At 44.7% G+C, this 20344-nt stretch carries 27 protein-coding genes; 1 reads left to right on the top strand and 26 read right to left on the bottom strand.

Annotated elements, in window-relative coordinates; genetic code table 11:
* Window positions 1-188: 188 nt before the first annotated feature.
* From rpsH to purD, 21 genes are all read right to left on the bottom strand, one after another.
* Entirely contained in the window at window positions 189-587 is a 399-nt protein-coding gene (rpsH, locus tag ABID29_RS00320) for a 30S ribosomal protein S8 (protein ID WP_168548264.1), read from the bottom strand.
* 249 nt (window positions 588-836) lie between these two features.
* Entirely contained in the window at window positions 837-1022 is a 186-nt protein-coding gene (locus ABID29_RS00315) for a type Z 30S ribosomal protein S14 (protein WP_001085697.1), read from the bottom strand.
* A 14-nt stretch (window positions 1023-1036) separates the two neighbouring features.
* Complete coding sequence (gene rplE / locus ABID29_RS00310) at window positions 1037-1579, bottom strand: 50S ribosomal protein L5 (RefSeq protein ID WP_168548263.1); 543 nt, start codon at window positions 1577-1579, stop codon at window positions 1037-1039.
* A gap of 23 nt (window positions 1580-1602) precedes the next feature.
* Window positions 1603-1908, bottom strand: coding sequence for a 50S ribosomal protein L24 (gene rplX / locus ABID29_RS00305; protein ID WP_168548262.1), 306 nt, complete (start codon window positions 1906-1908; stop codon window positions 1603-1605).
* A 76-nt stretch (window positions 1909-1984) separates the two neighbouring features.
* Window positions 1985-2353 carry a 50S ribosomal protein L14 gene (gene rplN, locus ABID29_RS00300; RefSeq protein WP_168548261.1) on the bottom strand — a complete coding sequence of 123 codons (369 nt, stop codon included), beginning with the start codon at window positions 2351-2353 and terminating at the stop codon, window positions 1985-1987.
* A 24-nt stretch (window positions 2354-2377) separates the two neighbouring features.
* The gene (gene rpsQ, locus ABID29_RS00295; RefSeq protein WP_354363624.1) at window positions 2378-2638 is read right to left on the bottom strand and encodes a 30S ribosomal protein S17; all 261 of its coding nucleotides are present in this window, start codon (window positions 2636-2638) and stop codon (window positions 2378-2380) included.
* Between the two features lie 23 nt (window positions 2639-2661).
* Window positions 2662-2868, bottom strand: a complete 207-nt coding sequence (rpmC, locus tag ABID29_RS00290) for a 50S ribosomal protein L29 (RefSeq protein ID WP_354363623.1) — start codon at window positions 2866-2868, stop codon at window positions 2662-2664.
* 9 nt (window positions 2869-2877) lie between these two features.
* Window positions 2878-3291: a 50S ribosomal protein L16 gene (gene rplP / locus ABID29_RS00285; protein WP_168548258.1), complete on the bottom strand. Its 414-nt coding sequence runs from the start codon at window positions 3289-3291 to the stop codon at window positions 2878-2880.
* A gap of 3 nt (window positions 3292-3294) precedes the next feature.
* Window positions 3295-3945 carry a 30S ribosomal protein S3 gene (rpsC, locus tag ABID29_RS00280; RefSeq protein WP_168548257.1) on the bottom strand — a complete coding sequence of 217 codons (651 nt, stop codon included), beginning with the start codon at window positions 3943-3945 and terminating at the stop codon, window positions 3295-3297.
* An 11-nt stretch (window positions 3946-3956) separates the two neighbouring features.
* Complete coding sequence (gene rplV / locus ABID29_RS00275; protein WP_168548256.1) at window positions 3957-4304, bottom strand: 50S ribosomal protein L22; 348 nt, start codon at window positions 4302-4304, stop codon at window positions 3957-3959.
* Between the two features lie 15 nt (window positions 4305-4319).
* On the bottom strand, window positions 4320-4601 hold the full coding sequence (gene rpsS / locus ABID29_RS00270; RefSeq protein WP_000533766.1) for a 30S ribosomal protein S19: 282 nt from the start codon (window positions 4599-4601) through the stop codon (window positions 4320-4322).
* Between the two features lie 131 nt (window positions 4602-4732).
* Entirely contained in the window at window positions 4733-5566 is an 834-nt protein-coding gene (rplB, locus tag ABID29_RS00265) for a 50S ribosomal protein L2 (RefSeq protein ID WP_354363622.1), read from the bottom strand.
* A 17-nt stretch (window positions 5567-5583) separates the two neighbouring features.
* Window positions 5584-5880, bottom strand: coding sequence for a 50S ribosomal protein L23 (locus ABID29_RS00260; protein ID WP_354363620.1), 297 nt, complete (start codon window positions 5878-5880; stop codon window positions 5584-5586).
* Window positions 5880-6503, bottom strand: a complete 624-nt coding sequence (gene rplD, locus ABID29_RS00255) for a 50S ribosomal protein L4 (protein ID WP_354363619.1) — start codon at window positions 6501-6503, stop codon at window positions 5880-5882. Before rplD ends, ABID29_RS00260 begins: the two co-directional genes overlap by 1 nt.
* 23 nt (window positions 6504-6526) lie before the next feature.
* The gene (rplC, locus tag ABID29_RS00250) at window positions 6527-7153 is read right to left on the bottom strand and encodes a 50S ribosomal protein L3 (protein WP_354363618.1); all 627 of its coding nucleotides are present in this window, start codon (window positions 7151-7153) and stop codon (window positions 6527-6529) included.
* 211 nt (window positions 7154-7364) lie between these two features.
* Entirely contained in the window at window positions 7365-7673 is a 309-nt protein-coding gene (gene rpsJ, locus ABID29_RS00245) for a 30S ribosomal protein S10 (RefSeq protein WP_354363616.1), read from the bottom strand.
* A gap of 498 nt (window positions 7674-8171) precedes the next feature.
* Window positions 8172-9464 carry an adenylosuccinate lyase gene (purB, locus tag ABID29_RS00240; RefSeq protein ID WP_354363735.1) on the bottom strand — a complete coding sequence of 431 codons (1293 nt, stop codon included), beginning with the start codon at window positions 9462-9464 and terminating at the stop codon, window positions 8172-8174.
* Window positions 9465-10014: 550 nt separating this feature from the next.
* A complete protein-coding gene (locus ABID29_RS00235; protein ID WP_354363615.1) occupies window positions 10015-10965 on the bottom strand; it encodes a HEPN/Toprim-associated domain-containing protein in 951 nt (316 codons plus the stop codon).
* Window positions 10966-10986: 21 nt separating this feature from the next.
* A complete protein-coding gene (gene purK / locus ABID29_RS00230; RefSeq protein WP_354363614.1) occupies window positions 10987-12060 on the bottom strand; it encodes a 5-(carboxyamino)imidazole ribonucleotide synthase in 1074 nt (357 codons plus the stop codon).
* Window positions 12047-12535 carry a 5-(carboxyamino)imidazole ribonucleotide mutase gene (gene purE, locus ABID29_RS00225; protein WP_354363613.1) on the bottom strand — a complete coding sequence of 163 codons (489 nt, stop codon included), beginning with the start codon at window positions 12533-12535 and terminating at the stop codon, window positions 12047-12049. Before purE ends, purK begins: the two co-directional genes overlap by 14 nt.
* 288 nt (window positions 12536-12823) lie before the next feature.
* Window positions 12824-14086 (bottom strand): phosphoribosylamine--glycine ligase, encoded by a 1263-nt coding sequence (gene purD / locus ABID29_RS00220; RefSeq protein ID WP_354363612.1) that lies wholly within the window; start codon window positions 14084-14086, stop codon window positions 12824-12826.
* A 233-nt stretch (window positions 14087-14319) separates the two neighbouring features.
* Here purD and ABID29_RS00215 point away from each other — a divergent pair, with 233 nt between their 5' ends.
* Window positions 14320-16407, top strand: a complete 2088-nt coding sequence (locus ABID29_RS00215; protein ID WP_354363611.1) for a GBS Bsp-like repeat-containing protein — start codon at window positions 14320-14322, stop codon at window positions 16405-16407.
* A 27-nt stretch (window positions 16408-16434) separates the two neighbouring features.
* On the opposite strand, the gene purH is transcribed toward ABID29_RS00215, so the two are convergent.
* The 5 genes from purH to ABID29_RS00190 all read right to left on the bottom strand — a co-directional run bounded on the left by purH (window position 16435) and on the right by ABID29_RS00190 (window position 20342).
* Window positions 16435-17979 carry a bifunctional phosphoribosylaminoimidazolecarboxamide formyltransferase/IMP cyclohydrolase gene (gene purH, locus ABID29_RS00210; RefSeq protein ID WP_354363610.1) on the bottom strand — a complete coding sequence of 515 codons (1545 nt, stop codon included), beginning with the start codon at window positions 17977-17979 and terminating at the stop codon, window positions 16435-16437.
* A 210-nt stretch (window positions 17980-18189) separates the two neighbouring features.
* Window positions 18190-18549, bottom strand: coding sequence for a DUF4825 domain-containing protein (locus tag ABID29_RS00205; protein ID WP_354363609.1), 360 nt, complete (start codon window positions 18547-18549; stop codon window positions 18190-18192).
* Between the two features lie 15 nt (window positions 18550-18564).
* Window positions 18565-19110: a phosphoribosylglycinamide formyltransferase gene (gene purN, locus ABID29_RS00200; protein WP_354363608.1), complete on the bottom strand. Its 546-nt coding sequence runs from the start codon at window positions 19108-19110 to the stop codon at window positions 18565-18567.
* Entirely contained in the window at window positions 19107-20132 is a 1026-nt protein-coding gene (gene purM, locus ABID29_RS00195) for a phosphoribosylformylglycinamidine cyclo-ligase (protein ID WP_354363606.1), read from the bottom strand. Before purM ends, purN begins: the two co-directional genes overlap by 4 nt.
* A 30-nt stretch (window positions 20133-20162) precedes the next feature.
* Window positions 20163-20342, bottom strand: a complete 180-nt coding sequence (locus ABID29_RS00190; RefSeq protein ID WP_354363605.1) for a hypothetical protein — start codon at window positions 20340-20342, stop codon at window positions 20163-20165.
* Between the last annotated feature and the right edge of the window lie 2 nt (window positions 20343-20344).

The raw sequence follows: 20344 nt of genomic DNA, 5'->3' as shown, positions 1-20344 counted from the left end.
GTTAAATTATCAGGTCTTACGACCAGTTTTCACGGGGTGAACGAAGATACAAAGGGCGTTAAAGAGCCAAAGTGAAAATAGAAAATCTGACAAAGAATGCTTGCATTCTAGGAAGATTTGTCTTTTTCACACAGGCTCTAGCCCGTGTTCAATTCGTTCTTTTATGTAAGCTAATCTGAAAAATCAGATTACCAAACGTAAGCAATAAGTTCTCCACCAACGTTCTTTTGACGAGCTTCTTTATCTGTCAAGAGACCTTCTGAAGTAGAGATGATAGCAATACCTAGTCCGTTAAGAACTTTAGGAATGTCATCGCGTTTTGAGTAAACACGAAGACCTGGTTTTGAAACGCGTTTCAAGTTTGTGATAACGCGCTCACCGTTAGCTCCGTATTTCAAGAAGACACGGATGATGCCTTGTTTGTCATCTTCGATGATTTCAACGTTCTTCACGAAACCTTCGCGCTTAAGGATTTCAGCAATCCCTTTTTTAATGTTTGATGCAGGCACTTCAAGCACTTCGTGTTTTGCTTGGTTCGCGTTACGAATGCGTGTCAAAAAGTCTGCAATTGGGTCAGTCATAACCATTTTAGTTGTTCTCCTCTTACTAGTAGTTTGCAAGATGCACTTGCTAGTTATTTTCTTTTGATACTTTTCTGATAGGTCAAGGACGTCAACAACCGCCTCAGGTGTTGCATGACTGAATTTTAAACCAATGTCTCAAAATTTCCATCGAACGATCTTTTCTGCTCGTTCGTTTGACCACTGCAAAAAGTATCAGCTCAGGCTCGCTTGTGCTCGCCTGGATTAAATTGAATTGGGCAAAGCCCAATTCAATTACCAAGACGCTTTTGTTACGCCTGGGATTTGTCCTTTGTATGCTAATTCACGGAAGCAAACACGGCAAAGTTTAAACTTGCGGTATACTGAATGTGGACGGCCACATTTTTCACAACGCGTGTAAGCTTGTGTCGAGAATTTCGCCGGACGCTTGTTCTTAGCGATCATTGATTTCTTAGCCATTTTTTACCTCCCTATTATTTTGCAAAAGGCATCCCTAAGCCTGTAAGCAAAGCACGTGATTCTTCATCAGTCTTAGCAGTTGTAACGATTACGATATCCATACCACGTGTCTTATCAACGTCATCAAAGTTGATTTCCGGGAAGATCAATTGCTCTTTAACACCGAGTGTGTAGTTCCCACGACCATCAAATGATTTTGTTGGAACACCGTGGAAGTCACGTACACGTGGAAGAGAAACTGATACCAATTTATCCAAAAACTCATACATGCGTTCGCCACGAAGAGTTACTTTAGCACCGATCGCAACCCCTTCACGAAGACGGAAGCCGGCGATTGATTTCTTAGCCTTAGTGATCAATGGTTTTTGACCAGAGATAAGTGCTAATTCTTCAGCAGCCTTTTCAAGGTTTTTCGCGTTTGCAGTTGCATCGCCGACACCCATGTTGATAACGATTTTATCAACTTTTGGCACAGCCATAACTGAGCTATAGTTAAATTGTTCTGTCAAAGCAGGCACAACTTCATTAAGATATTTTTCTTTTAAACGATTAGCCATTTTACTTCTCCTTTCCTTCGTGATTAGTCAAGCACTTCGCCTGATTTTTTGTTGTAGCGAACTTTTTTGCCGTCTACGACTTTGTAGCCAACACGTCCAGCAACACCATTTTTGTCCAAAACTTGAACGTTAGAAGCGTGAATAGGGGCTTCTTTTTCAACGATTGCTCCTTGAGGGAACTCGTTATTAGGTTTTTGATGCTTTTTGATGATAGCTACGCCTTCAACGATAACTTTGTTTACTTTTGGAAGAGCTGCAAGCACTACTGCTTCCTTGCCCTTATCTTTACCGGCAATTACGCGAACCTTGTCGCCTTTTTTTACAAACATTTGATTTCTCCTAGTATTTCTTACGCCCTAAGGGCACCCTGACAAATCTGCCAGGGGACTGAGTTTGTTTTTGAGATTAAAGTACTTCTGGTGCCAATGAAACGATTTTCATAAAACCGCCATCACGCAATTCGCGCGCCACTGGACCAAAGATACGGGTACCGCGAGGGTTTTTGTCCTCACGAATGATAACAGCAGCGTTATCGTCGAATTTGATGTAAGAACCGTCTGGACGACGAGCACCTGTCTTGGTACGAACGATAACAGCCTTAACAACGTCACCTTTCTTAACCGCACCACCAGGAGTTGCTTGTTTTACTGATGCCACGATGATATCACCGATGTTTGCGAACTTGCGTCCTGAACCACCCAAAACCTTGATAGTCAAGATTTCGCGTGCACCGCTGTTATCAGCGACTCTCAAACGAGTTTCTGTTTGAATCATTTAAGTTTTCTCCTTTCTGGTTAATTAGATGATGATTGCTTCTTCCACAACCTCTACCAAACGGAAGCGTTTAGTAGCTGAAAGTGGGCGAGTTTCCATGATACGAACGATATCGCCTTCTTTAGCAGTATTGTTTTCATCATGAGCCTTGTACTTCTTAGAGTAGTTGATGCGTTTACCATAGACTGGGTGGTTACGTTTGGTTTCAACTACAACAGTGATGGTTTTGTCCATTTTGTCAGATACAACACGTCCAACAAGAACTTTACGTTTATTGCGTTCCATTGAAATTCTCCTTCCCTAGTCTATTATTTGATTTCAGATTGCACAGTCTTAACACGTGCAATTTGCTTTTTCACTTCGTTCAAACGAGCAGTTTGATCAAGTTGGCCTGCAGCAGCTTGGAAACGGAGCTCAAATAATTCTTTCTTGAGTTCATTTTCTTTCTTAGCAAGCTCTTCTTGAGACAAGCCACGAAGCTCTTCAACGAATTTTTTAATTTCTTTAAGTTTCATGTCTTCTCCTTACTCTGCTTCGCGTTTTACGAATTTGCATTTAACTGGCAATTTGTGGCTAGCAAGGCGAAGGGCTTCACGAGCGATTTCTTCTGAAACGCCTGCAACTTCAAACATTACCTTACCACGTTTAACTGGTGCAACCCAACCTTCAGGAGAACCTTTACCAGAACCCATACGAACCCCGATAGCTTTAGCAGTATATGATTTGTGTGGGAAGATCTTGATCCAAACCTTACCACCACGTTTCATATAACGCGTCATAGCGATACGGGCAGCTTCGATTTGACGGTTAGTGATCCATGAGCTAGTTACTGCTTGAAGACCGTATTCACCGAAGTCTACTTGCTTACCACCTTTTGCTTCACCGCGCATTTTTCCGCGGAATTCACGACGGTGTTTTACACGTTTAGGTACTAACATGTGTTATTTACCTCCTTGGTTTTTACGAGCTGGCAAGATTTCACCACGGTAGATCCAGACTTTAACACCAAGTTTACCGTAAGTTGTGTCTGCCTCTTCCCAAGCGTAGTCAATATCCGCACGAAGGGTGTGGAGTGGAACTGTACCTTCAGAGTAACCTTCGCTACGAGCGATATCCGCACCGTTCAAACGACCAGAAACCTGAGTTTTAATTCCTTTAGCACCTGCGCGCATTGCACGTTGGATAGCTTGTTTTTGAGCACGGCGGAAGGCCACACGTTGCTCTAATTGACGAGCAATTCCTTCACCAACAAGGTGGGCATCAAGGTCAGGTTGTTTGATCTCGATGATGTTGATGTGGACTTGTTTGCCAGTCAATTTGTTCAATTGTGCACGGAGTGCATCAACATTGCTACCAGATTTACCGATAACCATACCTGGCTTAGCAGTGTGAAGTGAAACGATCACTTTGTTAACAGCACGTTCAATTTCGATAGTTGAAACAGAGGCGTCTGCCAATTCTTTGTTAATGAAGTTACGGATTGCAAGATCCTCATGGAGGTAATCCGCGTATTCTTTTTCAGCGTACCATTTGGCATCCCAGTCACGGATAATACCGACACGCATACCGATTGGATGTACTTTTTGACCCACGTTTTTACCTCCTAGTTTACTTCAGATACAACCACAGTGATGTGTGATGTACGTTTGTTGATTGGTGAAGCTGAACCTTTCGCACGTGGACGGAAACGTTTCATGGTTGGTCCTTCGTTTGCGAAACATTCGCTAACCACCAAGTTAGCTTTCTCCAAACCAAAATTGTTTTCAGCGTTTGCGATAGCTGAGTTCAAGACTGACAAGATGATGCCAGCAGCTTTGTTTGGAGTGAATGTTAAGATGGCAATTGCGTCTGCAACGTTCTTGCCACGGATAGTGTCCAGTACAAGACGTGTCTTACGAGGTGAAACACGCACTGTACGAGCCATTGCTTTAGCTGAAGTAATTTCTGCCATTGTGTTCTCCTTCTATTATTTACGTCTTGTTTTCTTGTCGTCAGCAGCGTGACCTTTGTAGGTACGCGTTGGTGCAAATTCACCAAGTTTGTGACCTACCATGTCTTCTTGGATGTATACAGGCACATGCTTACGTCCATCATAAACTGCAATAGTATAACCGATAAAGCTTGGGAAAATCGTTGAACGACGTGACCAAGTTTTGATGACTTTTTTCTTTTCGTCGTTAGCTTGAGCTTCAACTTTTTTCATCAAATGCTCATCGACGAAAGGTCCTTTTTTAAGACTACGTCCCATTTTGTAGTGTTCTCCTTTAAAATATGTACCACAGCGGCCCGCAGACCCTAACAGGTCTGCCACCGAGCTGGCGGATGTTCGCACCATAAGTTCCAGGTGCACTTTTTTAAGCTTAACTAGCTAGCCAAGAATTACTTCTCGTTGCGACGACGAACGATCAGTTTGTTTGAGCGAGCTTTCTTGTTGCGTGTTTTAAGACCAAGCGCAGGTTTACCCCAAGGCGTAGATGGCGCTTTACGACCAACTGGTGCTTTACCTTCACCACCACCGTGTGGGTGATCGTTAGGGTTCATTACAGAACCACGAACAGTTGGACGGATACCTTTCCAACGGTTACGTCCTGCTTTACCGATGTTCACGAGTGATTGTTGCTCGTTACCAACGCTACCAATGGTTGCGCGGCAAGTGCCAAGAATCATACGAACTTCGCCTGATTGCAAGCGAACCAAGACGTACTTACCTTCTTGACCCAATACTTGAGCAGAAGCACCTGCAGCACGTACCAATTCAGCACCGCGACCTGGTTTCAACTCGATGTTGTGGATCACAGTACCAACTGGGATGTTTGCAAGTGGCAAAGCATTACCAACCTTGATATCCGCTTCTGGACCAGAAACGATACGTTGACCTACTTCAAGACCTTTAGGGGCGATGATGTAAGCTTTGATACCGTCAGTGTAGTGGACCAAAGCGATATTAGCTGTACGGTTTGGATCGTATTCGATTGTCTTAACAACTGCTTCAACGCCATCTTTGTTACGTTTGAAGTCAATCAAACGGTAATGACGCTTGTGTCCACCACCGTGGTGACGAACTGTGATACGGCCAGCGTTGTTACGACCTGCTGTTTTCTTCAAAGAAACAAGCAAGCTTTTCTCTGGTGTATTTGTTGTGATTTCAGCAAAATCCAAAGAAGTCATGTTACGACGGCCATTTGTCGTTGGTTTATAAACTTTAATACCCACGTTAATTCCTCCTTAGATTATTCTGCTTCAGCTGCAAACAACTCGATTGCTTTTGAATCAGCAGTCAAAGTGATAATTGCTTTTTTAACCTTGTTAGTGTAACCAATATAGCGACCTACGCGCTTTTGTTTTGGTTTCACTGTTACTGTGTTAACGTTAGCTACTTTAACACCTTCGAAAGCAGCTTCAACAGCTTGCTTGATCAAAAGTTTATGAGCACGAGTATCCACTTCAAAAACATATTTGCCTGCTTCAAGTTCAGTCATTGACTTTTCAGTGATAACAGGTTTTTTAATTACGTCGTACAAATTCATTATGCAAGAACCTCCTCGATAGTAGAGATAGCTGCTTTGGTTACAAGAAGTTTGTCCGCGCCTGTAATGTCAAGTACACTTGCAGTTGTTGCAGTTGAAACTTTAACATTTGGAAGGTTACGAGCTGACAAGGCAGCGAAGTCGTTACCATCTTCAAGGATAACTAAAACTTTTGTATCAATGCTAAGTGCTGCAAGAACTTTTGCGAACTCAGCAGTTTTTGGAGCTGCAAATGAAAGAGATTCAACAGCTACAAATTTGTTTTCAGCAACTTTTTCTGAATAAACTGATTTCAATGCCAAGCGACGAACTTTTTGCGGAAGTTTGTAGCCGTATGAACGTGGCGTTGGACCGAAGACCACACCACCGCCGCGCCATTGTGGAGAGCGGATAGAACCTTGACGCGCACGCCCAGTTCCTTTTTGACGCCATGGTTTGCGTCCACCACCGCGAACTGCTGAGCGGTTCTTCACTGCGTGAGTCCCTTGGCGAAGGCTAGCACGTTGGCTGATGATGACATCAAAAACAACAGATTCGTTTGGTTCGATACCAAATACTGCGTCGTTCAAAGTCAATTCGCCAGCTTCTTTACCAGTTTGGTCAAATAATGTTACGTTTGCCATTTCGACTGATTCCCCTTTCCTTATTATTTAGCAGCCTTAACTGCTGACTTGATAGTGATAAGAGATTTCTTAGCACCTGGAACGTTACCTTTGATCAGAAGAACGTTCTTTTCTGGAACAACTTGTACGATTTCAAGATTTTGGATCGTTACGCGCTCACCACCCATACGGCCTGCAAGGTTTTTACCTTTGAAGACACGGTTTGGTGCAACAGGTCCCATTGAACCTGGACGGCGGTGGTAACGAGAACCGTGAGCCATTGGACCACGAGATTGGCCGTGGCGTTTGATAACACCTTGGAAACCTTTACCTTTAGAAGTTCCTGTGACGTCAACAACATCACCAGCTTCAAATTGTTCAACTGTTAATTCAGCACCAACTTCCAAGCCTTCAATGTTTTTGAATTCACGAATGAAGCGCTTAGGAGCTGTGTTCGCTTTTGCGACATGGCCTTTGGCAGGTTTGTTGCTCAATACTTCGCGCTTGTCATCAAAACCAACTTGAACAGCTTCGTAGCCGTCAGTTTCAACAGTTTTCACTTGAAGCACCACGTTTGGAGTTGCTTCGATGACAGTAACAGGGATAAATTCACCAGATTCAGTGAAGATTTGAGTCATTCCCACTTTTTTCCCTAAGATTCCTTTTGTCATGAGAAAATGATTTCCTTTTCTTATTTTTTAAAAAGTTTTTAACGAGCGTTTTTTATGCTCACACCAAGATACAAAGGGCGTCAAACTCAAGGTAAAAACAGGAAACTGACCGACGAAGCCAGAGCTTCTAGGGAAGTTTATCTTTTTTACGCCGAGTTTAGCCCGTGTTCAATTGGACTTGAACACAAACTCTTCTCGTATGTTTGGCTAATTAGAGTTTGATTTCAACGTTTACGCCACTTGGAAGATCCAACTTCATCAAGGCATCAACTGTTTTTTGAGTTGGGTTGATGATATCGATCAAGCGCTTGTGGGTACGCATTTCGAACTGCTCACGAGAGTCTTTGTACTTGTGAGTCGCACGAATGATTGTGTAGAGGCTACGCTCAGTTGGAAGTGGAACTGGTCCAGCAACTGTTGCACCTGTGCGAGCAGCAGTTTCTACGATTTTTGCAGCAGCTGTATCAAGTGTACGGTGCTCGTACGCTTTCAAGCGGATGCGAATTTTTTTGTTTGCCATCTTTTTCTCCTTTTTCGTCTATTTAAGATAATAGGCTAGCTCTTCAGGAAAACCAACACGGATTGCGTGGCAATGCAACCAAGCGTGTCGCAACCTCCTGCGTCAAAGCTACAGCCGTATTTTTTACGGCACCATAGTAGTATACCAGATATGAGTTACCAATGCAAGAGTTTTGAACATTTTTTTCGTCAGTCAAAATTTATATTCTTCGAAAATCAAAGATAGGCGTTGGCAACTCGCTTCGATGAGCTCCAGTTCTATCAGTTTCCTTTCCTAGGTTAGATTGATTTTATTTGAGCATTACTCTACTTCATTCTTGTTTACAAGACCTTCACATCAAAACGCTTTTGATGACATGCAAAAATACTGACTCCTCTGATCATCTCTAACATTTCGCTCTATCTACACCTCTTTTTCAGATGAATCGAAAAGAACTTCATGCTTATCTCGATGAAGTTCTTTCTATATAATTATATAATTATTATTTCTAAAACTCTATTACAGACCCAATCGTGCAAAGATATCATCGACACGTTTAGCGTAGTAGTCTGGGTTGAAGAGTTCGTCGATTTCGTCTTGTGTGAGGCGAGAAGTTACTTTCTCATCAGATTCTAATAATGGTTTGAAGTCGACTTGATTGTCCCATGAATGAGCTGTTTTTGGTTGTACCAAATCGTAAGCTTCTTCACGAGTCATTCCTTTTTCGATGAGTTTCAACATGACACGCTGGCTGTAAATCAAGCCAAAGGTCGAGTTCATGTTACGGAGCATATTGTCAGGAAAGACGGTCAAATTCTTGACGATATTGCCAAAACGGTTGAGCATGTAGTTAATGAGAATGGTTGTGTCTGGTGTGATAATCCGCTCCGCAGATGAGTGCGAAATATCACGTTCGTGCCAAAGTGCCACGTTCTCATAGGCCGTCACCATGTGCCCACGAATGACACGCGCAAGCCCTGTCATGTTTTCAGAACCGATTGGGTTGCGTTTGTGGGGCATAGCAGAGCTGCCTTTTTGACCCTTGGCAAAGAACTCTTCGACTTCGCGTTGCTCCGATTTTTGCAGACCACGGATCTCCGTTGCCATACGCTCGATTGATGTCGCAATACTTGCTAACACCGCAAAATACTCCGCATGGAGGTCACGAGGCAAGACCTGAGTTGAAATTTCTTGTGGACGGATGCCGAGTTTATCACAGACATACTCCTCAACGAATGGTGGGATGTTAGCAAAGTTACCAACGGCACCTGAAATCTTACCAGCTTCAACGCCAACTGCTGCTCGCTCGAAACGCTCTTGGTTCCGCTTCATTTCGCTGTACCAAGTCGCAAGTTTCAAACCGAAGGTCGTTGGCTCCGCATGCACCCCGTGGGTACGCCCCATCATGATGGTGTATTTGTGTTCACGCGCTTTGTCGGCAACAATATTGGTAAAGGTTTCAAGGTCGCGACGGATAATGTCGTTGGCCTGCTTGTAGAGGTAGCCGTAGGCCGTATCCACCACGTCGGTAGAGGTCAATCCATAGTGTACCCACTTGCGCTCCTCACCAAGACTCTCCGAGACTGCACGAGTAAAAGCCACTACATCGTGACGAGTTTCTTCTTCAATTTCCAAAATGCGTTCAATATTGAAAGTCGCCTTCTCACGAATCAAGGCTACATCTTCCTCGGGGATCTCACCCAACTCAGCCCATGCCTCACTAGCTAGGATTTCCACCTCAAGCCAAGCACGGTATTTATTTTCTTCACTCCAAATGTTCGCCATCTCAGGGCGGGAATAACGATTGATCATGTTGATGATACAGAGGGCGTTTAGAAAGCGAGAGAAAAATAGGAGACTGACACAGTGTGCTGGCACACTAGAAAGTCTATCTTTTTTCCGACGCTTTTAGCCCGAGTTCAAATACTCGGTAACACCCTCACTCCTTTCTTTTTATTTATTATGGTTTTAATTAAGGAAGTCCGCAGCCCGTATTCAGTTTAGAGAATACGGCACCCTTGTTCCTTTCTATTTTTTATTTGATTACTTTAAGTATGTAGGAATGAGCAAACTAATTTCTTCCGAGCTTTTCTCCTGGGTTCAGTTCAGTAAAACTAGTGTCCAATCCTATCTATTTTTACAGGTACAAAGTATCCCGTATTCAATTTGATTAGCACAGCTATCTTTGCCCTAACAGGTGGTTTTAATTTTATGATACTCTCAGGTGATAACTGACGATATTCATTCGTTTATGCTCTGAAGTAGTAGCTCGAAAGTTTGATAAGATTACTCCATCAGACACTTACTTTATTTCAGTTTTTAGATTAAGATGAGGAGAATAGTCAATCATTGTATTTCTCCTTCAAATTAAATTTATACCATTTTGCTTAATTAAATCGAGCATAGAATTAATTGATTCTTTTAAATCACCATCATTAAAAGTATTATTAGTATTCTCAGGATGATGAATTATATTCCGTATAAAAGTAGGAGTTGTATAACTTATTGATGTTAAAGCACCTGTACTTAAATTTTCTCTCTGATAATTTTTATTTTGTGGCAGCCCTTTATTCCTTAACCAACTATCAAATTGTAACACACTATCATTAATATTATCTTGTTGAATGGCGTATCTATTCAATTTCCCATACAATTTATTATGTTCAATAACAAAATATTTATTATCAAAATATTGTATATCTTCTTTTGAAGCCCAACCCGACTCTATAATATCATAACAAAACCATTTCAATTCTTTATCCAAATTATTTGGGTTTTCACATAACAAACGCAAGCAAATATATCTATCTAATTTTTCAAAGAAAAAACCTTCTATATCATCAAAATAATCCTCAGGTTTTTCTAGATTAGCTATCAACCTATTTTTTTCTGTAATATAAATAGGATCGGCTTCAATTTTTTTTGCAAGCCAATGATATATATCTTCTTCATCTAAATATTCAGATTCTTTTATAATAGTTAAATCTGTAATATCATCAAGATTAATTGAACTAATGTAATTCATTATTAGTTGAGCTATTTCAGGAAAATCATGGACTCTACGCCAAATATTAATTTGATCTTCAAGTCGTTTTTTAGTTTCTGCTAATGAATAACCTAAATTATTCAATCTGAATTTTACGTTCTCTAAATTATCGGAAATAGCTAACGCTCCATTACAAAAATTATAGTTAGTAGACTTCTTCTCAAATCTATCATCCTCTGAAAATAGCCAAGAATGAGCTTTATAATAATTATTTTTTCCCCAATCCAACGTTAAATTATCAGCACATAATTCTATAATCGTTCCCATTAAAATTACACTCCTTCCTACCTAAAACTCCTCCACACTATCCGCCTCATCACTAAAAACCGTCACATGTCCCATCTTGCGGTTGGGCTTTGCTTCTATTTTACCATAAAGGTGGAGGTGGGCGTTAGGATTTTTTTGGCAAAATTGCAGAGCGTCTTCCAGGTCTTGTCCTAGGATGTTGGTCATGGTGGCTGGAGCGTGGAGAGTGATGTCTGGCAGAGCCTCACCTAAAATGCCCAAGATATGGGTGTCAAACTGTGAAAAGTCACAAGCTTCGATAGAGTAATGCCCTGAATTGTGGGGGCGTGGGGCGATTTCATTGACCAGAATCTCTTCACCTGCTACAAACATTTCCACACAGAGGGTACCAGATAGGTTGAGCTGCTCTGCTATTTTCACCGCCATCGCCTTCGCTTTAGCGCTTAAATCCTCTGAAATGCGGGCTGGGACGATGGTCTTGGAGAGGATGTTATTGCGGTGGATATTTTCCTGCACAGGGAAAACCGTCACATCCTTGCCGTTACCAGACACGATAACGGAGATTTCCAAGTCAAAATTGACGAACTCCTCCAAGACGCACTCGGCTGAGTTGGCTAGGTGGCAGGCCTCTTCCAGATCAGCCGCTGAGCGGATAACCACTTGACCGTGTCCATCATAGCCACCCGTGGCAGTTTTGAGGACATAGGTTTTTGAGAAGTCAAGATTTTCCAAATCAAGGCTAGAGGTCACCACTCGATAAGGTGCCACGGTCACGCCAGCCTTATTAGTTAAGAAATCTTTTTCAAAAATGCGATTTTGAGAAATACGCAGAAGGTCTGTCCCCTGCGGCAATTGACCGTCTGTTATCACGGCGTCTAACGCATCCGCATCAACATTTTCAAACTCATAAGTGAGCACATCACAGCGCTCTGCCAGTTGGCGAAGAGCCTCTACATCGCTGTAAGGTGCCACAATCACCTCACTCACGCGCGAAGCCGGGCAATCCACCGCTGGGTCTAGCGTAATGACCTTGTGCCCCATATAGATGGCAGAAATCGCCATCATCTGACCCAGTTGACCGCCTCCGATAATCCCGATAGTTTTAGTTGAGTTCATCGCTCATGGCCTCCGCGATTTTGGCTTGTTCAATAGCAAAGCTGGCCAGTTGGTCTGCGATACCGCTATCTTCGATAGACAGAATACGCAGCGCAGTCAAAGCCGCATTGATTGCTCCCGCTTCTCCTATTGCCATGGTTGCCACAGGCACACCTGCGGGCATCTGGACAATGGAATAGAGGGAATCGAGACCACTGAGGGCACGAGATTTAACAGGTACACCGATAACAGGCAGAGTTGTCTTGGCGGCGACCATACCAGGTAAGTGGGCTGCCCCACCAGCACCTGCAATGATGACTTTGATACCACGACCGCGTGCTTCCTCTGCGTGCTTAAACATAAGGTCTGGGGTACGGTGGGCAGAAATGACTTTTTTCTCGTAGGGGACGCTGAATTGATCGAGAACTTCTGCTGCTTTTTGCATGGTCGCCCAGTCAGAGCTAGAGCCCATGATAATGGAAATGATTGGTTTCATTTTAATGTTCCTTTTTTCTTTTTGTCAGTTGTCTTAAGTGGTAGGGACGTCAGGCAGTGCTAAGTTTGGTTGGTGAATACTTCACTCAACCAACTACGGCTATTCCTATCGGACATAGCCTAAGCACTGCACTAACTCATCAGCGATTTATTATCGAAATCGCTTCTTCGTGTCGCAAACCTTCTAACTTCAAATTTCTTTCTAAATTCTTTCCTATTAGTTTTTTCACCACGGCGACAACTAACGGGTTTATCTCGCTTACGCTCGTTTTTCTGATTACATTATATTTTAATTCAATGCTTTACTTCCGATGTCTGTTCGATAAAAGAGCCCCTCAGTGTTTTGGTTTGCCAGCTCAGCATAGATTTTTTCCTGTGCTGCTGGGACGGTATCGGCTGTGGTGACTAGCATATAGACCCGTCCGCCGTTGGATAGCAGAGCTCTGCTATTGTCATCAAACTTAGCGCCTGCATAGTAGGTGATGATGTCTCCATTGGTCTTTTCTGGTAGTGGGACACCTTTTTCATAATCAAGCGGGTAACCATCTGAAGCGACGACAACGCCAAGGGTTACGCCATCCTCACGCCAAGTGATAGTTGGCTCTTTCTTGTCCAAGATGTCGCTGATGTTTTGCGCAAAATCAGAGGTCAGGCGGGGCAGGGTAATCTGGGTCTCGGGATCCCCAAAGCGGGCGTTGAACTCGATGACCTTAGGTCCATCGATGGTCAAAATCAGACCACAGTAAAGAATGCCAAGATAGGGACGTCCTTCTGCCACCATACCTGCTAGAAGGGGCTTGATAATGGTCTCAACCGACTGATCGATGACGGACTGAGGTAGGTGGGCAACCGGTGCATAAGCCCCCATACCACCTGTGTTGGGGCCCGTATCTCCATCGTAAGCCCGCTTATGATCTTGAGCAGTTGGCATGAGGGAAAACCGTTCGCCATTGGCAAAGGCAAAGAGAGAAAACTCCTCACCATCTAGGAATTCTTCAATAACCACACGTGCACCAGAGTCTCCGAATTTATTGTCCAAAAGCATCTCACGCGCCGCCTCGACCGCCTGCTCAATCGTCTCTGCCACGACCACTCCCTTGCCCAGTGCCAGTCCATCTGCCTTGACCACGATAGGGGCGCCCTGTCTTTCGATATAAGCCTTGGCCTCCTCAAAGTCGGCAAAGGTGCTATAGGCCGCTGTTGGGATGCCGTACTTGACCATGATAGACTTGGCAAAGTCCTTGGACCACTCCAGCTCTGCTGCTAGACGCGATGGCCCAAAAGCTTTGAGGCCTGCTGATTCAAAATCATCCACGATACCCGCTGCCAGTGCATCATCAGGCCCGACAAAGGTCCAAGCGATGTTATTTTTCTTGGCAAAATCAATCAGGGCAGAATGTTCGGAAATTCCGATATTGATCAGTTGTAACCCATCTAGGGTCATGCCATCATTACCTGGGGCAACATAGACATTTTCTACCCATTTTGACTCCAACAATTTCTTTCCAATCGCATGCTCACGACCACCAGAACCGACAACCAATAATTTCATGTCACTACTCCTCTTCCTTACTTTATGAAACTGCTAATTCCCTTTTCACAAATACAAACTAACCGTCAAGTTACCGTATAAAAAAATAATTTTAACATTGCTCTAAACCACAGAAATTCTGACTTCTCACCTTTGACTTCACTGCCAAAGTTTTTCTCAAAAAACCACTCTTATAAATCTTTTTTCACAAAAATCCTATTTTTCAACGAATAGAATCTGTGAAAGGAGATAATATGAAAATCAAAACATTATTGTTATCAAGTTTAGTTTTAGGAAGTTTGGCCACACAAGGGGCAACGCTGGTGAAAGCTAATGAAAATCTTTCCCCTGTTTCTATAGAAGTCAGTGGAACGAAATTGAAGCTCCGCTATATAGAGGCTCTCCCTGAAAATGCAACCATTCAATACGCCATCTGGTCAGAAGAAAATGGTAAAGATGATATGATTTTTTACAATGCCTTGCCAGATATTACCGAAATTTCCTTACGAAGTCATGTCGGTTTTGGGACTTATCACTTAGAGACTTACTTGACACGAAATGGTAAGAAAACTCTCTTAAAAGCTGAAACTTTCCAGCGCTTAGAAGAAAAAAATCTCACTCAAGCAACTCCAACACAGCAAACCGCTACGACTGTGAGTTCTATAGCTCCCAATGAGACCACAACCAGTCCTACGCCTTCTAATAATAGTTCCCAAGTCAATTCTCCATCAACGACCAGCAACCCGTCAGAAACCAACAAAAAGGAAGGCGGAACTGTCCCCCAAACACCAGCAGGTATAACTGAGACCAGCACTGGAACGACTACTCAAATAAGCCAGACACAAACAAACGCCAGCTCAACCACTAGCAAAGCAACTACCACTGTCACTCAGGCAACTGCTAGTACAGCCACTTCCAAGCCCACTCTTGCGACCACAACAAGCACTAGCACAAGAGCAGCCAGTCTAGCCGAGGGTTCTGCTACCAGCAACTCACCAAAAATCACGACAGCCTTCAGCAGTTCTCATGTCCTAACCGTTAAGGTTACTGGAATTACAGATGTCCCCTATGAAGTCCTACTCCCTACTTGGACAGAGAAGAATGGCCAGGACGATATCCAGTGGTATGGAATGAAACGTCAGGCAGATGGTTCTTACTTACTGGATATTCCCCTCAAGAATCATAATAACGAAACAGGCGTCTATAACCTCCATCTGTATCGGCGTAATAAGGCAGGAGAAGCTCTAGTCGGCATCGGAGGAACAACTGTCACACCTCCAACCACTACGCCAAGTCCGTCCCCTACGCCATCCACTCTAAAAACGCCACAATTTTCCTTGACCAATATCAATAAAACAACGGGCTCCTACACTCTCAATATCCAACCTGAAAAAGCAATTACTTCGATGGATATTGCTGTCTGGAGCACCAGCAACCAAAGCAATATCAAATGGTACAAGGTGAATGCCAATACCAGCAATCGATACAGTCTTGCAGTTTCCATTGCCAACCATCAAAATATCGCTGGAGTCTACAACAACCATGTTTACATCAATTATGCCGACGGTACTCGAGTTGGCTATGTCGCAAGCACCGCAGATTTGAACAAACCTAGCACCACCACAATCCCCGTTACTTACAACCCAACCGCTAGTAGCCGCTTTGTCCGAACGGGTGTCTATGAGTTAAATCTCAAAAATGCAGCTCCCGGTGAGTACGTCTTTGCGGTCTGGTCCGACAAAAATGGACAGGACGATATCGGCTGGTATGGTGCTAGCTCTCTTGGCTCTGGCACCTACAACTTCCAGCTGGATTTGAACAAACACAAGGATAGCGGACTCTACCATTTCCACATCTACAAGCGAAATGGTACCGGCCTAACAGGTGTTTTACCAGCTAGCTTCACCGTTGATCCCAACCATCTAACACAGACCAGCCCAGCCCCTGCTCCAGTCACCACACCAAGTATTCCCAAAACGTATGTATCAACCCACTATCCTGTAGGTCAATGCACATGGGGCGCCAAGCAAGTCGCTCCCTGGGTCGGAGAATGGTGGGGACACGCTAAAGATTGGGCCAATACTGCCAGAAACCTAGGCTATATCGTCAGCGACACGCCACGAGTTGGCGCAGTAGCTGTATGGCCGACAGACGGCGGAGGATACGGCCACGTGGCTGTCGTCACGCATGTCGAAAGCGCCACACGCATCCAGGTCCTAGAGTCCAACTACGCTGGCAAGCAGTACATCAGCAACTTCCGCGGCTGGTTCAACCCCTACCAAGTTTGGAACGGAAGCGGCTATTCTCCTGGACCAGTCCACTATATCTATCCTAAAGGATAGGCAGAGCGAACCCTTGCGGTTCGTTTTTTAATGCCTAAAATGTCTCACTCCTGTAAAGACCATGGCGATGCCGTGTTTGTTGGCAGCGGCGATGACTTCCTCGTCACGCACCGAACCTCCTGGCTGGATAATAGCCTTGATGCCTGCAGCTGCGATTTCCTCGATGTTATCAGCAAACGGGAAGAAGGCGTCTGAAGCCAGTACCGCACCGTCCAGACGGTCCTTGGCCTGCTCGATAGCAATCTTGACAGAAGCCACACGGTTGGTCTGACCAGGGCCGACACCCAGGGTCATGTGGTCGTTGGAAATCAAGATCCCGTTGGACTTGACATAGCGAATCGCCTTCCAAGCAAAGTCCAAAGCCACCCGCTCCTGCTCATCTGGCTCACGCTCAGTCACGATGTCCCAATTCTCTGAACTAACGGTCGACACGTCCTGGTTCTGCACCAAGAGACCACCGACCACACCCGTATATTCAGGCTCGATTTCACTCTGCTCTTGCCCCTCAAAAGGCAGTTCCAGCACGCGCAGATTGGCCTTTTTCTGGAAAATAGCTAGCGCTTCTGACGTGTAACTTGGTGCGATGATGATTTCGAGGAAAATCTTGCTCATTTTCTCCGCCGTCGCACCATCAACTTCTCTGTTCAAAACAACAATCCCACCGAAAATGGATACTGGGTCAGCTTCATAACAATAATCCCAGGCCATCTCGATGTCGTCTGCCTGGCCGATACCACAAGGGTTCATGTGTTTGAGCGCCACCACAGTTGGTCTGTCCTTGAAATCTCGGATGATGCGGATGGCCGCATCCGCATCGCGGATGTTATTGAAAGAAAGTTCCTTACCATTGAGCTGTTTGGCTAAAGCAATTGAGTAGTCTGTCGGAATGGCTTTTTGGTAGAAATCCGCATCCTGTTGCGGGTTTTCGCCGTAGCGCATGGCCTGCTTAAGGTCGTAGGTGATGGTCAGTTTTTCAGGCTTGGTTTCACCGACTTGAGCCGTGAAGTACTCAGCAATCAAGGCATCATAGGCTGCGGTGTGGCGGAAGACCTTGGCAGCCAAACGCTGACGCGTCTCATAAGTCGTGCTGCCCTGCTCAGCTATTTCTCCTAAAACCACCGCATAATCCGCTGGATCCACCACGACCGTCACGCTGGCGTGATTTTTAGCCGCCGAACGCAGCATGGAAGGACCGCCGATATCGATATTTTCCACCGCCAAATCGTAGGTCACGTCAGGGCGGAGGATGGTCTCCTTGAAGGGATAGAGGTTGACCACGACAAGGTCAATCAGAGCAATCTCATGCTGGCTTGCCGCTTCCAAATGGCTGTCCAAATCACGACGCGCCAAAAGTCCACCGTGGATTTTTGGATGAAGGGTCTTAACACGACCATCCATCATCTCAGGGAAACCTGTCACATCGTCGATGGCGATGGTGGCAATGCCTGCCTTGTCGAGGGTAGTCTTAGTGCCGCCAGTTGAGATAATCTCCCAACCTTGGGCTGTCAGTTCTTTTGCAAAATCAATGATGCCTGTCTTGTCAGACACGCTAATCAAGGCAAGTTTAGTCATGGGGTCTCCTTTTTTATTTTTTACTATTTTTCTTAAGTGGTACGGACGGCAGCGAACTCTTTCAGAGTTCCATGCCTAAATCTTGAGCCTAAGGTCTCAAGATTTCCGTCGTAAAAGAAGTGTTACATTACTTCTTTTACTCTCACCACGGCGAAAAATAGTGTCTATGCTCGCTATCGCTCGCAGAATTAGCGACCTGCGGTCATTGGTTTATCGTAAATAGGTTGCAAGTAATTCACCGCTATCTTTGTGATAAAAATGAATCACATCCATATTTGAAATACGTTCAAATGCTTCATCAGCACACTTTTCTAATTCATCATAATAATCTGTTGTGCCAGAAACAAATACTTTTAATTCATAAGGTTCTTCATCCGATTGGATTTCAATGGAATCGTAAGTTAATCCACTAGGATAATCTAAATCAGAAACTAGCTGAGATACCTTACTATTGTCGCCAATGTAAACTGTTTGTGAGGATGCAGTCTCTGTTTTTTCTGTCTTAGCGCTACAACTTATTAAAATAAAGCTACAAAGCAGAAGATATGAACAACTAATTATTTTTTTCATAAATAACCTCTCTCTTCACTTCTGCACCAACTCCCTCACCACCTGAGGATAAAGCTGGTACTCCGCTTGATGGATTCTGGCTTCGAAGGTGTCGATAGTATCGTCTGGTAGTCGCGGGACGCGGACTTGTTTAATGATTTGGCCGGTGTCGATACCGCTGTCCACCCAGTGGATGGTGACGCCACTTTCTGCTACTCCTGCCTGCCAGGCGTCTTCAATGCCGTGAGCACCTGGAAATTCTGGCAAGTAAGCTGGGTGGATGTTGATGATTTTGCCTTCGTAGGCAGCTAGCAGGGTTGGACCAACGATTTTCATGTAGCCAGCCAGACAAACCAAGTCAATCTGGTGCTGATCTAATAAGTCAACCAAGGCTTCTTCATAGGCTGCCTTGTCTGGGAAATCTTTGAGGGCAAAGCTGTAAGATGGCACACCCAATTTTTCTGCACGTTTTAATACATAAGCCTCTGGTTGGTCAGAAAAGACAAAGGCAACTGGGAATTCCTCTGCGATGACTTGAAAATTGGAGCCAGATCCGCTGGCAAAGACAGCAATCTTTTTCATCGAATGATCACGCTCTGGTCAGTCTTTTCGGTAATTCGACCGATTTGGTAAACTTCTTCATCCACCAGTTCTTTAATTTTGTCAACATTTTCTGGCGACACTGCCAAGACCAGGCCAATGCCCATATTGAAGATTTCAAACATTTCCTCGTGTTTGATGTTTCCATACTTCTCCAAGGCGGTAAAGATCGGTAGAACCGGGATGCTGGCTTCGTCAATTTCTGCAGCTAGGTCATCGCTAAACATACGGGGCACATTTTCGATAAAGCCGCCGCCTGTGATGTGGGCAATGCCGTTGACTAGCCCTGCCTTGACCAGAGGGAGGACTTGCTGGACATAGATACGGGTTGGCTCAAGAAGAACATCCTTAAGGGCTCTGCCATTTAGCTCTGGCAACAGAGCGTCCCCGTCAACATCCGCAAAGACACGGCGGACCAGGGAATAGCCGTTGGAGTGGATGCCACTGGAGGCCAGCCCAAAAAGGACATCGCCACTCTTGACCTTGCTGCCGTCAATGAGCTGACTTTTCTCGGCGATCCCCACGGCGAAACCGGCCAGGTCATAGTCGTCCTCGCCATACATTCCAGGCATCTCGGCGGTCTCACCACCAATCAGGGCAGCACCGGCCTGAACGCAGCCCTCGGCCACACCAGCAACCACCTGCTCCAGCTTTTCAGGCACGTTCTTGCCGGTCGCGATGTAGTCCAGGAAGTAGAGGGGCTCGGCACCCGCAGCAATGATGTCGTTGACACACATGGCCACGCAGTCCTGACCAATGGTGTCGTGCTTGTCGTACTGGATGGCCAGCATGAGCTTGGTCCCCACCCCGTCGGTACCAGACACGAGGACAGGCTCCTTGACATCCAGCTGGCTGAGGTCAAACATGCCGCCAAAGCCACCCAGAGCACCTAGAACGCCTAGACGCTCGGTGCGTTTGACGTGCTTTTTTATGCGTTCAACCACTTCATAACCAGCCTCGACATCCACACCTGAGGCGGCGTAGGGATTTTTTGTTTCAGTCATTTCATTCCTCCTATGCAATATACTGTAAAACTATGATTTGTCTGTATCTTTCAATTCCTTAGCAATCTTTAACCATTGATAACCCGCATAAATCCAAACTAGAACACAGATACCATAGGCTATGCTCACCACTTGACGATTTTCCACAAACGATACAATGGTAATATAAATTAACAAAGGGGCTAAGATGACAATAATCGCTAAGACCATAC

Origin of the sequence: Streptococcus rupicaprae, assembly GCF_040545225.1 — a bacterium.
Lineage (GTDB): Bacteria > Bacillota > Bacilli > Lactobacillales > Streptococcaceae > Streptococcus > Streptococcus rupicaprae.
This window is presented reverse-complemented; position numbering and strand designations above follow the sequence as displayed.